This is a genomic window from Mycolicibacterium vaccae NBRC 14118 = CIP 105934, from assembly GCF_001552715.1.
Taxonomy (GTDB): Bacteria; Actinomycetota; Actinomycetes; order Mycobacteriales; family Mycobacteriaceae; genus Mycobacterium; species Mycobacterium vaccae.
Window position 1 is genome coordinate 13,554 of record NZ_BCRS01000079.1, and the last position, 14,128, is coordinate 27,681.

11 protein-coding genes are annotated in these 14,128 nt (G+C 66.9%); 8 read left to right on the forward strand and 3 right to left on the reverse strand.

Annotation, left to right across the window (positions count from 1 at the left end):
* The first annotated feature begins 13 nt into the window (after positions 1 to 13).
* The gene (locus MVA01S_RS16280; protein WP_003930972.1) at positions 14 to 655 is read left to right on the forward strand and encodes an NAD(P)H-dependent oxidoreductase; all 642 of its coding nucleotides are present in this window, start codon (positions 14 to 16) and stop codon (positions 653 to 655) included.
* Between the two features lie 136 nt (positions 656 to 791).
* On the forward strand, positions 792 to 2,252 hold the full coding sequence (locus MVA01S_RS16285) for an APC family permease (RefSeq protein ID WP_040541563.1): 1,461 nt from the start codon (positions 792 to 794) through the stop codon (positions 2,250 to 2,252).
* 83 nt (positions 2,253 to 2,335) lie between these two features.
* On the opposite strand, the gene MVA01S_RS31310 is transcribed toward MVA01S_RS16285, so the two are convergent.
* On the reverse strand, positions 2,336 to 2,653 hold the full coding sequence (locus MVA01S_RS31310; protein WP_144033060.1) for a hypothetical protein: 318 nt from the start codon (positions 2,651 to 2,653) through the stop codon (positions 2,336 to 2,338).
* 63 nt (positions 2,654 to 2,716) lie between these two features.
* Positions 2,717 to 6,109: a pyruvate carboxylase gene (locus MVA01S_RS16290; protein WP_003930974.1), complete on the reverse strand. Its 3,393-nt coding sequence runs from the start codon at positions 6,107 to 6,109 to the stop codon at positions 2,717 to 2,719.
* Positions 6,110 to 6,603: 494 nt separating this feature from the next.
* Between MVA01S_RS16290 and MVA01S_RS16295 the strand changes: the two genes are divergently transcribed.
* The 3 genes from MVA01S_RS16295 to MVA01S_RS16305 all read left to right on the forward strand — a co-directional run bounded on the left by MVA01S_RS16295 (position 6,604) and on the right by MVA01S_RS16305 (position 9,746).
* Positions 6,604 to 7,980: an NAD(P)/FAD-dependent oxidoreductase gene (locus MVA01S_RS16295; RefSeq protein WP_003930975.1), complete on the forward strand. Its 1,377-nt coding sequence runs from the start codon at positions 6,604 to 6,606 to the stop codon at positions 7,978 to 7,980.
* Between the two features lie 78 nt (positions 7,981 to 8,058).
* Positions 8,059 to 9,426 (forward strand): NAD-dependent succinate-semialdehyde dehydrogenase, encoded by a 1,368-nt coding sequence (locus tag MVA01S_RS16300; RefSeq protein WP_003930976.1) that lies wholly within the window; start codon positions 8,059 to 8,061, stop codon positions 9,424 to 9,426.
* 29 nt (positions 9,427 to 9,455) lie between these two features.
* Entirely contained in the window at positions 9,456 to 9,746 is a 291-nt protein-coding gene (locus tag MVA01S_RS16305) for a DUF1330 domain-containing protein (RefSeq protein ID WP_003930977.1), read from the forward strand.
* Between the two features lie 63 nt (positions 9,747 to 9,809).
* Here MVA01S_RS16305 and MVA01S_RS16310 read toward each other — a convergent pair whose 3' ends face one another.
* Positions 9,810 to 10,295, reverse strand: coding sequence for a hypothetical protein (locus MVA01S_RS16310; RefSeq protein WP_003930978.1), 486 nt, complete (start codon positions 10,293 to 10,295; stop codon positions 9,810 to 9,812).
* A gap of 176 nt (positions 10,296 to 10,471) precedes the next feature.
* Here MVA01S_RS16310 and MVA01S_RS16315 point away from each other — a divergent pair, with 176 nt between their 5' ends.
* The 3 genes from MVA01S_RS16315 to MVA01S_RS16325 form a co-directional block, all read left to right on the forward strand.
* On the forward strand, positions 10,472 to 11,176 hold the full coding sequence (locus MVA01S_RS16315; RefSeq protein ID WP_003930979.1) for a response regulator transcription factor: 705 nt from the start codon (positions 10,472 to 10,474) through the stop codon (positions 11,174 to 11,176).
* Entirely contained in the window at positions 11,154 to 12,764 is a 1,611-nt protein-coding gene (locus MVA01S_RS16320) for a sensor histidine kinase (RefSeq protein ID WP_003930980.1), read from the forward strand. The genes MVA01S_RS16315 and MVA01S_RS16320 overlap by 23 nt, the downstream gene beginning before the upstream one ends.
* A 104-nt stretch (positions 12,765 to 12,868) precedes the next feature.
* Positions 12,869 to 14,128: bifunctional glycosyltransferase family 2/GtrA family protein (locus MVA01S_RS16325; RefSeq protein ID WP_082762388.1), on the forward strand; the 1,260-nt coding region annotated here is incomplete at its 3' end.

Below are 14,128 nucleotides of genomic sequence, written 5' to 3' on the forward strand. Positions count from 1 at the left end.
GGAATCTCAACAAATGTCAGAGCCTGATCGTCGCCATGCGTTGCTGGTGACCGCCCTCCCGAACCCGGAATCCGTTACCGGAGAGATGGTGCGAGCGCTGGCGGCCGGACTCAGTGCAGACGGCCAGACCAAAGTGACCGTTCACGATTTGATCAGCACGGGTTTCAATCCGGTCTTCGGCCCTGCCGACCACCAACGGTACCGCTCGTCGGGGAGTGACGGAAAAGTCGCGGTCCCTGACGATGTGCAGGCTGAGCAGAAGCTGATCGAATCCGCGGACACCGTGGTTCTGGCGTTCCCGGTGCAGTGGTGGTCCATGCCGGCCGTTCTCAAGGGCTGGATCGATCGTGTGTTCATCCGGGGATGGGCGTACGGCGTCGCCGACCAAGGAGAATGCCCGGTGCGCGGGTTGCACTTCGTCGCGATGGCGGCCTTCGGGCAAGAACCGTTCGAGCGGCGTGGTTATCGGCAGGCGATGGAGAAGCAGTGGCTCGAAGGGCTTGCTGACTACATCAGCATCGCTGATTCCGGCGTCCACAACTTGTACGAGAGCGAATCAACTGATCCCGCCGTGCACGCGAAGATCGTGCATCAAGCACGTGAAATCGGCGTCACCATCGCGCAGTCGCCTGCGGATCGTCCCGCAACTACATGACGTGACCCTTCGGCGCAGAGCCCATGCACCCGGTGTGATTCCCGACTGCGCCGCTTAACGACCCAAACACAGCCCCCCGTAATAGCCCGAGGCGCCGCAATGGAAGCGGACCCGACAACTAGAGAAAGGTTTGGCCATGTCTGACCTCCAGTCGGCGTCCGACTCGTCCGCAATGTCGCGGAGCCCATCGAAACCCGGCCTCAAAGGACACATGGGGACCGCTGCCCTGGTGCTGACCGTGCTGGCCGTGGGCGCCCCATTGGGCAGCGTTTCCGGTGTCTTCCCCGTGGTGATCGGGTTCGGCGGTACTGCCGCTCCGATCGCCTATGGAATTGCGACCGTGGTCCTGCTCGCCTTCGCCGCCGGCCTGGCCACCATGTCGAAATTCGTACCCAACCCGGGTGCGTTCTATGCGTATGTGACCGCCGGTCTGGGCAAACATGCCGGTCTCGGTGGGGCGTTCTTGGCCATCTTCGCGTACTGGTTGATCGCGACGGCAACTTACGCATTCCTAGGCTCCGCGACCGGCCGGCTCATCGTCGCATTCGGCGGACCCGATATCGCCTGGTACTGGTGGCAGATCATCGGCTGGGTCGTAGTCGGATTCATCGGCTACCGGAACGTCGAGCTGTCGGCCAAGGTGCTGACCGTTGCCATGGTGCTCGAGGTCGCGATCGTCGTGATCTTCGACCTCAGCGTCATCGCGCGTGGTGGCGCTGACGGACTCGGTCTGCCGATCATCGAGTCCGAGGTCTTCACCATGGGCAATATGGGCATCGCTGTGCTGTTCAGCGTCCTGTGCTTCATCGGCTTCGAATCGACGGCAATCTTCCGTGAGGAAGCCAAAGACCCCGAAAAGACTGTCCCCCGGGCGATGTACCTGTCGGTGCTGTTGGTCGGCGTCTTCTACGCGATCAGCATCGCACTGATGATCCTCGCGTACGGCCAGAGCAATGCTCAAGACGTCGCCGCGGAGAATCCGGCCGGGATGTTCGACGAAGCACTCGGAACTTACGCTGCACCGATCTTCATGGATATCTGCGCCATCCTGGTCGTCAACTCGGTGTTGGCTTCGGTGATCGCACTGACGAACATGCTGTCGCGCTACCTCTACGCGCTCGGCAACGACGGTGTCCTTCCCAAGGCTCTCGGACAGGCTCATCCCAAGCATCACTCGCCCTACCGTGCCTCGTTGGTGGTGACGGCCATGATCGGTCTTCTCGCAGCGCCATTCATGTTCGTGGTGTCTGAGCCGATGGATCTGTACGCCAAGATGGTCGGCGTCGGGATATACGCACTCATGGTGCTGATGACGCTCGCCAGCATCGCGGTCCTGGTCTTCTTCCGCAGCAACCCGCAACCCGGCACATCGGTGCTGAAAACAACCATCGCGCCAATCGTCTCGATCATCAGTTTCGCGCTCGTGCTCTACATGGCGACCGCGAACATGGATCTGATCAGCGGCCTGACCGGTGGCCTGGCCGTGGGCCTCGTTCTCCTGACCTACCTGGTCGCTCTCGGTGGTGTTGTTGCCGCGGCGGTGTACCGGAAGAGGAAACCAGATGCCTTCCATCGGATCGGTCGTCAAGACCTCTGAGGACAGGTGTGAACGGCCCCGCATGCTCTCGAGAGCATGCGGGGCCGTCTGCTTTCGCGCTGCGACAAACGATTTCAACGATGTCAGGAAACTGGCCATGGCTGCGAAGGCCTGCATCCAGCCGGCGCTGGTTGCTGCCGCGCATCACGGAGTTTGACGGCTGCCTCGAGAAGTTCTCTGAACTCCGGACCACATTCGTACACCTTCATCAATTCGTCCACTCTGTGTGCGGACTCTGCTGTCAGAGCGCCGTTCTCCCGCACCACCGCAGTCAGGAGGTTGTAGATCGCCGACTGATATTCACCAATGGCCAGATTGATCGAAACCGCATGTCGTTCGGCCACCGTCAAGCATCCTCGGTGACTGTCCAGCAGATCCCACGCAACCTCGACGTCGGTCAAGCACTCCATCCGTCGGACCTCCTCAGGTCGTCGAATCCCTCGTGGAGCAGCGCGAGCCGCACGTCACGACAACTCGACCAGGAGGTCGCCGCTTTCGACCTGCTCGGTGGCGGATACGGCCACACGTACGACGGTGCCGGCCTTGGGGGCGGTGATGGCGGCCTCCATCTTCATGGCTTCGATGGTGGCAATGGTCTGCCCGGCCGCCACGGCGTCGCCGACCGCGACGTTGACCGACACCACGCCGGCGAAGGGGGCCGCGATGTGGTCGGAGTTGTCGCGGTCAGCCTTCTCTGCCGTGGGTACCGCCGCGCCGATGTTGCGGTCGCGCACCAGCACCGGACGGAGCTGGCCGTTCAGGATGCACATGACGGTGCGCATCCCGCGTTCGTCGGGATCGGACATCGCCTCCAGTCCGATGAGCAGTTCGACTCCCTTCTCCAGTCGGACGCGGTGCTCGTCTCCCTGGCGGAGCCCGTAGAAGAACTGGTTGTCGCTGAGCTGGCTGGTGTCGCCATAGGTGTCGCGATGAGTCTCGAACTCCCTGGTCGGTGCCGGGAACAGCAACCGGTTGAGCGCGGCTTGCCGCTTGGGGCCGGGTTGCGCCAGCACCGCCTCGTCCTCAGCCGACAGTTCCGCTTCCGGCCGACCGGGACCCCGGCCTTCCAAGGCCATGGTGCGCAACGGTTCTGGCCAGCCGCCAGGAGGGTCGCCCAGCTCGCCGCGCAGGAACCCGATCACCGAATCCGGGATGTCGTGTCTGGCAGGGTCGGCGGCGAACTCTCCGGCGCTGATCCCCGCACCGACCAACGCCAGAGCCAGGTCCCCGACCACCTTCGACGACGGCGTGACCTTGACCAGGCGGCCCAGAATGCGGTCGGCGGCAGCGTAGTTGGCCTCGATGTCCTCGAACCGCTCGCCGAAACCCAGCGCGATCGCCTGCTGCCGCAGATTCGACAACTGACCGCCGGGGATCTCGTGGGTGTACACCCGTCCGGTCGGGACCGGCGGTCCCGAGGCCGCGACGTCGAAGGGTGCGTACACCCTGCGCAGCGCCTCCCAGTACGGCTCCAGGTCGCACACCGATTTCAGGTCGAGCCCGGTGTCGGCGTCGGTGTGCGCGGCAGCGGCCACGATCGAGCTCAGCGCCGGTTGGCTCGTCGTACCCGCGAGCGGCGCCGCCGCGCCATCTACCGCGTCCGCACCCGCGGTCCAGGCCGCCAGGTAGGTCGCCAACTGGCCACCCGGGGTGTCGTGAGTGTGCACGTGCACCGGAAGGTCGAACCGAGACTTCAACGCACGAACCAACGTCGCCGCCGCCGGCGGGCGCAACAGTCCGGCCATGTCCTTGATGGCCAGCACGTGGGCGCCGGCCTCGACGATCTCCTCGGCCAGGCGCAGGTAATAGTCCAAGGTGTACAGATCTTCAGCAGGATCTGACAGGTCGCCGGTGTAGGACATCGCCACCTCGGCGATCGTGGTGTTGGTGGCCCGCACCGCGTCGATGGCCGGACGCATCGACGCGACGTTGTTCAGCGCATCGAAGATCCGGAAGATGTCCACACCGGTTCCGGCGGCCTCCTCCACGAAGGCCGACGTCACCACCTCCGGGTAAGGGGTGTAGCCGACGGTGTTGCGTCCACGGAGCAACATCTGCAGACAGATGTTGGGCATCGCTTCTCGCAGCGCCGCCAGTCGCTCCCACGGGTCCTCTTTGAGGAACCGCAGAGCTACGTCGTAGGTGGCACCACCCCAACACTCCACCGACAACAACTGCGGCATCATCCGGGCCACGTACGGCGCAACCATCGACAGACCGGTGCTGCGCAGCCGAGTCGCCAACAATGACTGGTGGGCATCGCGGAACGTGGTATCCGTGACGGCAAGCTGGGGAGAGTGCCTGAGCCACTGCGCAAATCCTTGCGGCCCCAGTGCCTCCAGCCTCTGCTTCGAGCCTGGGGGCGGCGCCACACCGAGGTCGAGGTCGGGCAGCTTGTCCTGCGGATACACCGCCGACGGGCGCTCTCCACAGGGCTTGTTCACCGTCACATCGGCCAGGAAGTTCAGGATCTTGGTACCGCGGTCCGCGCTGCTGCGCGCGGTCAGCAGACCGGGGCGCTCGTCGATGAACCCCGTGGTGACCCGACCGGCGACGAAATCGGGATCGTCCAGCACAGCCGCAAGAAACGGAATGTTCGTCGACACCCCACGAATCCGGAACTCCGCCAACGCACGCCGTGCCCGGCGCACCGCAGTGTCGAAGTCGCGGCCACGACACGTCAGCTTCACCAGCATGGAATCGAAGTGCGCGGACACCTCGGCGCCCAGCAAGGTACCGCCGTCGAGGCGGATCCCTGACCCTCCCGGCGAACGATAGGCACTGATGCGACCCGTATCGGGGCGGAATCCGTTCGCCGGATCCTCTGTCGTGATCCGGCACTGCAACGCCGCACCGTGCGGGACGATCGACTCCTGACTCAAGCCCAGATCGGCCAGCGACTCTCCACCCGCGATACGCAGTTGCGAGGACACCAGGTCGACGTCGGTGATCTCCTCGGTGACGGTGTGCTCGACCTGAATCCGAGGGTTCATCTCGATGAACACGTGCTGACCACGTTCATCGAGGAGGAACTCGACGGTGCCGGCGCACGAATAGCCGATCTGGCGGGCGAACGCCACCGCATCCGCACATATCCGGTCGCGCAGATCGGGGTCCAGATTCGGCGCAGGCGCCAACTCGATCACCTTCTGATGGCGGCGCTGCACACTGCAATCGCGCTCGAACAGATGGATTACGTTGCCGTAGGTGTCCGCCAGGATCTGCACCTCGATGTGGCGCGGATTGAGTACCGCCTGCTCGAGAAAAACCGTGGGGTCCCCGAACGCCGACTCCGCTTCCCGCGACGCGGCCTCGATGGCCTCCCGCAACGAGTCGGGGTCAGCCACACGGCGCATCCCACGTCCGCCGCCGCCGGCGACCGCTTTGACGAACACCGGGAACTGAATGTCAGCTGCGGCAGCGAGCAACTCCTCGACATCGGCCGACGGCGCCGTCGACGCCAGCACCGGCAACCCCGCCGCCCTCGCCGCCGCGATCGCCCGCGCCTTGTTGCCCGTCAGCTCCAACACCTGCGCGGACGGGCCCACGAACGTGATCCCCGCCGCCGCGCATGCCGCCGCCAATTGCGGATTCTCGGACAGGAAGCCATACCCGGGATACACCGCGTCAGCCCCGGCAGCCACCGCGGTGGACACGATCTCCTCCACCGACAGGTACGCCCGGACGGGATGGCCCACCACACCGATCTGATACGACTCGTCGGCTTTCAACCGGTGCATCGAGTTGCGGTCCTCATGCGGATACACCGCGACCGTGCCCACACCGAGTTCGTAGGCTGCGCGGAACGCCCGAATCGCGATCTCACCGCGATTGGCGATCAATACCTTGGAAAACATCAGGCTCACCTCTGCTGCCGCTGGGGTCAAGGGGTCAAGGGGTAAGGAGCGCAACCGACAGAGTCCTGGCGCCAATGCATCGGCGCTAGTGACGATCCCGTGGCATCGTCGGTGCTGCGGCGGCCGGGATGGCGCTGGTGGCGACGATGTCATCGGGAGCTCGGTTGGGGCTGGTCAGGCTTTAATTCAACAACTGGGTCATTTGACCAAGTTCAGATACTCAAGCACGCAAGGACGACTGTCAAGGGTTGCTTTGCAGCCGCGCCGAGCCGAGATCCCGTTGCAGGAGCGGACGTTATTCCTCTCGCCCGCACCGCTTGACACCATTCGCGGCGTGGGGCAAGGTTGCCTCATCGAAATGAGTCAAATGACCGACTTAGATGCGTCGTGGGCCGCCTGAGTTACCCGTCCTTGTCTCGTGGTCGAGTCCGCCGTTCGGGGCCCTGCCCTTCTGTGTTTGTGAATTGCACGCCACTCGCTAGAGGAATCGAAGAATGAAGCGCGGAGACATTTCTTTCTGGCTGACGCGTCCGGACGCACCGGCACCACCACCAACCCGAACTCTGCACAGCGACATCGACTGCGACGTCGCCATCGTGGGCGGCGGACTGTCCGGCTTGTGGGTGGCATGGGCGCTGGCCCAGCAACGTCCCGAGCTGTCCATCGCGGTGCTGGAGGCTGAGCGCCTCGGGTTCGGGGCCTCCGGTCGCAACGGCGGCTGGATGTCTGCCAAACAGGTCGGCGTCCGACGCGCGTTGGCCCGCGGTGCCGGCGGCGCGAAGGCCGTGACGGAGATGCAGGACCGACTCGAGCAGGCATGCGTCGAAGTGGTCGACATCCTCGGTGCCCAGGAGATCGACGCCCGTCGCGGGGGCTGGACCCAGCTCGCCCGCTCGGTGAGTGAGCTTCGCCGCGCCGAGAACTACGTCGCCGAGTCCCGGCGATGGAATCTCGATGAGTCGTCGATACGCATGATGTCGGCCGAGGAGACCTACGAACGGATTCACGCGCGCGGCATCATGGGCGCGGTTCACAGCCCGCACAACTATTGCGTCGACCCGGTGAAAATGGTGTTCCGTCTGGCCTCACTGGCCATGAACGCCGGCGCCGCCGTCTACACCGGCGCCCGGGTCACGGGCATCACGCCGGGCCGACTCGAGGTGGGTCCGTACGGGGTCAAGGCCTCGCAGATCGTGGTCGCCACCGAGGGGTACACCGCAAGCCAGCCCGGTCAGCGGCGGCGCATGCTTCCACTCAACAGCAGCATGCTGGTCACCGAACCCTTGACTTCCCGGCAGTGGGACATGGTGGGCTGGGAACACCACGACGGCGTATCCGCCACCGCCCACACCTACTTCCACAGCGAGCGCACCCCTGACGGCCGTATCGCCATCGGCGGCCGTGGCCGCCCGTACCGATTCGCGTCCGGAACCGACCAGGACGGCATGGTCGACGAGGCCACCGTCAGATCCCTGATGGCGGTGATCGACGACCTGTTTCCCGGCCTCAATGCTGAACCCGCACATGCCTGGTGCGGTGTCATCGGGGTCACGCGCGACTGGTCGCCGTTCCTCGACTACGACTCATCTGCCCGGGTGTTGCGGATGGGCGGCTACGCCGGGCAGGGGCTCACCGCAAGCTACCTGGCGGGGTTGGCGGCCGCCGACCTGCTGACTGACCGCAAGAGCTTCCTGTCGACGTCGGCGTGGGTCCGTCCCGTGCCTCGACGCTGGGAGCCGGAACCACTGCGGTGGATCGGCGCGAACGGCTTCTACGTCGCCTACTCGCTCGCAGATCGGCTGGAGGCGGCCTCGCGTTCGGGCAAGACCTCGGCGATCGCGCGAATCGCGGACAAGATCGCCGCCCGCTGACAACTCGTCCTCTGCAACGACATTCGATTCACAGACCACGATGCGCCGCCACGGCGAACGAGAAGGAAGTACTGCATCATGACCACCTATGCCGTCACCGATCCAGCCACCGGTCAGACGATCCAGCAGTTCCCAGGGATCACCGACGACGCTCTGGCCGACGCCATCGGTCGCGCCCACTCGGCGCACACCGAATGGGGCACCCGCACGCTCGAAGAGCGAGTTACGGTGCTGCGCAACGTCGCCGCGATCTATGAAGAACGCGCCGAAGAGCTGGGTGCCATCATCAGTCGTGAGATGGGCAAGCCGATCAGTTCGGCCACCGGTGAGGCCGCGTTCTCGGCGTCGATCTACTGTTACTACGCCGACAGCGCCGAGGCGTTCCTCGCCGACGAACCGATCGAGCTGCGCGGGGGAACGGGTTCGGGGGTGATCCGGCGGGCACCGCTGGGCGTCGTGCTGGGCATCATGCCGTGGAATTACCCCTACTTCATGGCAGCGCGCTGCTGCGCACCGAATCTGATGATCGGAAACACGGTGCTGCTCAAGCCGGCACCGCAGTGCCCCGAGTCCGCGGCCGCAATAGCGGCCATCTTCACCGAGGCGGGGCTTCCGGAGTCCGCGTACAGCACCATCCTCGCCTCCAACGAGCAGATCGAATCGGTCATCGCCGACCCGCGCGTGCGCGGAGTCTCGCTCACCGGATCCGGCCGTGCAGGTTCTGCGGTGGCCAAGATCGCCGGAGAGCACCTCAAGAAGGTCGTGCTCGAACTCGGTGGTTCGGATCCGTTCCTCGTGCTGTCCACCAACGACATGGATGCTCTCGTGAAAAAGGCTGTGGCAGCGCGGATGTACAACTCCGGTCAGGCCTGCAACGCCGCGAAACGATTCATCGTCGCTGACGACCTCTACGACGAGTTTCTCGATAAGTTCGTCAGGGAGATCTCCACCTACGAACCCGGCGACCCGTCCAGCCCGGACACAAAACTCGGGCCACTCGTGTCCGTCGAAGCCGCCGAACGGCTCGAAGCCCAGGTGAACCTGGCTGTTGCGGAGGGCGCGACCGTCGTGCTCGGCGGGCAGCGCACCGGAGCCTTTTTCCCGCCGACGGTCCTGACCGACGTTCGGCGCGACGGCAGCGCCTACACCGAGGAGTTCTTCGGACCCGTTGCCCAGGTCTTCCGGGCCCGCACCGAGGCCGAGGCGATCGAGCTGGCCAACGACACCGACTTCGGGCTCGGATCGTTCGTCTTCACCGACGACGCTGCCCAGGCCGAACGCGTCGCCGACCAGATCCAGGCCGGGATGGTCTACATCAACACCGTCGACGGTGAAGGACCCGAGGTGCCCTTCGGGGGCGTGAAAAATTCCGGCTACGGCCGCGAACTGGGGCGCCTGGGTGCAGAGGAGTTCGTCAACATGAAACTCGTCCGCACAGGTGCCTGACTGACCAGTCAGCGGAGAAGGGAGCGCCGATGAGCGGTGTGTATGTGCTGTTTCAGCTGGTGATCGATGACATCGATGCTTACCGGGAGTATGAGGCCGTGGATCACCGGGGCATGCTGGAGAAGTTCAACGGCAAATTCGTGGGCGCCGACGCGGCCGCGGAAGTCTTGGAAGGCCAATGGCCCTACCGGACTGCGCTGGTCGAGTTTCCCACCAGGGAACTCGCGCATGCCTGGTTCGAGTCCCCGGAGTATCGCGCGGCCGCCGAGCTCCGCCATCGGTCGGCGACCTCGAATGTAGTGATCATCTCCGGGGTCTAGGGGAGCGCGCGCCGCCCTGCCGGTCGTCGTCAGGACCCGGGTCCCCGGCGGTGCGGGCGACGCTCAGCGCCCGAGGACGTCGGTCAGCTCAGCGATCAAGCCGTTCTGCACGCCGCGGACCGCCATCGCGTCGCCGACGGCGACCGTCGAACCTTCGCCGGCCGCGGTCGCCCAGGTCTGGGTGAAGCCGTCGTCGCTGCGCACGGTGATCGAGTTCGGTGTGGTCGCGGTGACGGTGCCCGACTGGCTGACCACCGTGATGAAGCCGCCGGCCCCGACGGCGACCACCTCCTGCCCGTGCAGGGGACGGCCCTGCGGACGTCCGGGGCCGGGCCGGTCCACCCCGCCCTCGGCGTGGTGGACGGGAGGAGGACCGGGGACCTGCGGTGACGAGTTGCCCGACGCCGCGTAGATCGCGGCACCACCCAGCACCGCGATGACGGCGGCGATCCCCGCGGCGAGCAACGTCTCCGTCCGCCCCCACCGGCGCGGCGCCCGGTCCGGGCGGCCCGACCCGGGGTCCGCGGTCCGCGAATCCTGACTGCGCATACCCCCACACTGGCCGCCGTCGATGTGAATGCGCTGTGTACCGGGTCGGCTCGCTCTGGCCGGCGTGTCACAGCCGGCGCATAGGAACGGCACAGACCGCACATAGCGCGCGGTCCGATAATGGAGCCATGCCCGACCCCCAGACCTCATCCGGGGACGAACCAGCACGCGCGGTGATGCGTCGTGCCGACGGCAGCCCGATCCACGTGCTCGTCGTCGACGACGAGCCCGTGCTGGCCGAGTTGCTGTCGATGGCGCTGCGCTACGAAGGCTGGGAGATCTCCACCGCCGGCGACGGCGCCACCGCGATCGCCATCGCCCGGGACCATCCGCCCGACGTCGTCGTGCTCGACGTGATGCTGCCGGACATGAGCGGGCTGGAGGTGCTGGCCAAGCTGCGCCGGCAGATTCCTGGCCTGCCGCTGCTGCTGCTCACCGCGAAGGACTCGGTGGAGGACCGCATCGCCGGACTGACCGCCGGCGGGGACGACTACGTCACCAAACCGTTCAGCATCGAGGAGGTCGTGCTGCGGCTGCGCGCCCTGCTACGGCGCACCGGGGTCGCCACCGAGGCCGGCGGCGCCAAGATCGTCGTGGGTGATCTGGTACTCGACGAGGACAGCCATGAGGTGACCCGAGGCGGTGACCAGATCGTCCTGACCGCAACGGAATTCGAGCTGCTGCGGTTCATGATGCGCAACGCCAAACGGGTGCTGAGCAAGGCCCAGATCCTGGACCGGGTGTGGAGTTACGACTTCGGCGGCCGGTCCAACATCGTCGAGCTGTACGTGTCCTACCTTCGCAAGAAGATCGACAGCGGCCGCGAGCCGATGATCCACACGCTTCGTGGTGCCGGATATGTCCTCAAACCTGCGCGGTGAGCGGAGCGGGCTCTTTCTCCGCGCGCCACGCGGCTGGTCGCTGCGGACCCGGCTGATCGTCACCCAGCTGCTGCTGCTTGCGGCGGTGTGCGCGGGTATCGGGCTGGCGACCGAGTTCGCGCTGCAACGCTTCCTGACCAACCAGCTCGACGAGCAGGTGGTGGAGGCGGGCCGGCGGTCGGCGGTGTTCTTCGAGTTCGGTCCGCCGCCACCGCCCGGTATGGGACGGTCCGGGATGCGGCCGCCCGGCATGATGGCGCCCCCGGCGCCGGGGCAGGACCGGCGCGCCGGGATCAGTGACGAGGGGCCCGGACCCGCGTTCCTGAACGCGCCCGGTCAGGCGATCCACACCGTCGGGGCGGTGGTGGCCGCCGGTCAGGCCCGCGACGCGGGCGTCATCACCGCCGACGGCGCCCGCGACGAGGTATCCGCCGCGGCCGCAAGGCAATTGGCCGAGGTAGCGGTCGACGAACAGCCGCGGACCGTGGAACTCGACGGTCTGGGCCGCTACCGGGTGGTCGCCTTTCCCGCACACGTGCCGGGCGAGGCGGTCGTCACCGGTCTGCCGACCGCCGACGTCGACGACACCCTGTTCTGGGTGGCGCTGATCTTCTGTGCCGTCGGGGCCGCGGCACTGCTCGGGGCGGGCGCCGCGGGCGCGATCATCGTCCGCCGTCAACTCGCGCCGCTGGCAAGGGTTTCCGAAGCCGCACAGCAGGTCGCGGACCTGGAACTGGACCGCGGTGAGGTGCGGCTGCCGACGCCGATCGTCGACGTCGAGCCCGCCGCCGCGCACACCGAGGTCGGGCAACTCGGGGCTGCGCTGAACCGGATGCTCGACCGGATCGCCGGAGCGTTGTCGGCCCGGCACGCCAGCGAGACGCGGGTCCGTCAGTTCGTCGCCGACGCCAGCCACGAACTGCGCACACCGTTGGCCGCCATCCGCGGATACACCGAGCTGGCTCAGCGCAAGCAGGCGCAGCTGCCCGACGACGTCGCCCACGCGATGAACCGCGTCGAGTCGGAGACCGCACGCATGACCCAGCTCGTCGAGGACATGCTGCTGCTCGCGCGGTTGGACACCGGTCGGCCCCTGCAGCGCGACGTGGTGGACCTGACGCGGCTGGTGGTGGACGCGGTCAGCGATGCCCACGTCGCAGGCCCTGAGCACATCTGGGAGCTCGACCTGCCCGACACCCCCGTGACGATCACCGGCGACGAGGCCCGGTTGCGCCAGGTACTGGCCAACCTGCTGGCCAACGCGCGGGTGCACACGCCGGAGGGCACCGTGGTGACGACCTCGCTGGCCGTCGGAGCCGACGGGTCGGCGGTGCTGACGGTGCTCGACGACGGCCCCGGGATCCCGGCCCGGCTGCAGCCGGAGGTGTTCGAGCGTTTCGCCCGGGGCGACTCGTCACGCTCGCGCCGCGGCGGAAGCACGGGCCTGGGACTGGCCATCGTCGCCGCCGTCGTGCGCGTGCACGGCGGCACGATCGAGCTGCACAGTGTGCCGGGCAGAACGCAATTCGTCGTCACGCTGCCCGCCGATTCGCAGCCGGCGCACAGTCGCGGCCCATCCCAGGCCTGATCGTCGACGGCACCGTCGTCGACGACCTCGGACCCCGGACGCCGGCACTTCTCACAGCCGGCGCATAGCTGCAGCCCACGGTGGGCACACGTTGGCGAACCAGCATGGCTCCTATGACCGATACCGTCCTGGAGCCCGCGCGCGCGGACCGTCCGTTCGCGGCCCGGCCGAACGCCGCCGTGGCCGCCCGCGCGGCGGGGGTGCCGGTGCTCGACGTCGTGGTTCCCGTCTACAACGAGCAGGCCGCGCTCGCCGAATCGGTGCACCGACTGCACCGCTACCTGCGTGACTGCGTGCCGTTCCCGGCGCGGATCACGATCGCCGACAACGCCAGCGTCGACGACACCCCGCGCATCGCCGCCGCGCTCGCGGCGGAGTTGCCCGGCGTGCGTGTGGTGCGCCTGCAGGAGAAGGGCCGCGGACGCGCGCTGCATCGCGTGTGGGCGGAGTCGGACGCTGCGGTGCTCGTCTACATGGACGTCGACCTGTCGACCGACCTGGCCGCGTTGGCGCCGCTGGTGGCACCGCTGATCTCCGGGCATTCCGATCTGGCGATCGGCACCCGGCTGGCGCGCGGGTCCCGGGTGCGGCGCGGACCGAAACGCGAGATCATCTCCCGCTGCTACAACCTGATCCTGAAGTCGACTCTGGCAGCTGGCTTCTCGGACGCCCAGTGCGGTTTCAAGGCGATCCGTGCCGACGTCGCCGCGCAGCTGTTGCCCTATGTCGAGGACACCGGATGGTTCTTCGACACCGAGCTGTTGGTGCTGGCCGAACGCAGCGGGCTGCGCATCCACGAGGTCCCCGTCGACTGGGTCGACGACCCCGACAGCCGGGTCGACATCGTGGCCACCGCCGCCGCGGATCTGCGGGGCATCGGCCGGCTGCTGCGAGGCCTGGCCACCGGCGCCATTCCGGTCAACGCCATCGCCGCGCAGTTGGGTGACTCACGGCGCGCGGCCGCACCGGGCTCGCTGCTGCGGCAGGTGGTGCGGTTCGGCAGCATCGGGGTGGCGTCCACCGCCGCCTACATCCTGTTGTTCATGCTGTTGCAGGGCTGGGCCGGCGCGCAGCTGGCCAACCTGATCGCGTTGCTGCTCACCGCGGTCGGCAACACCGCGGCCAACCGGCGTTTCACGTTCGGCATCGGCGGCCGGGCGCGTCTGGCCAGGAACCACGTCGAGGGGCTGCTCGTCTTCGGTATCGCGCTCGCGATCACCAGCGGCGCCCTCGGGCTGTTGCACGCCACCACCGAAACGCCGAACCACATGGTCGAACTGGCCGTGCTCGTGGCTGCCAACCTGGTCGCCACGGTGGCACGCTTCGTTCTGCTGCGCGGCTGGGTGTTCCATCCCCGCCGCACC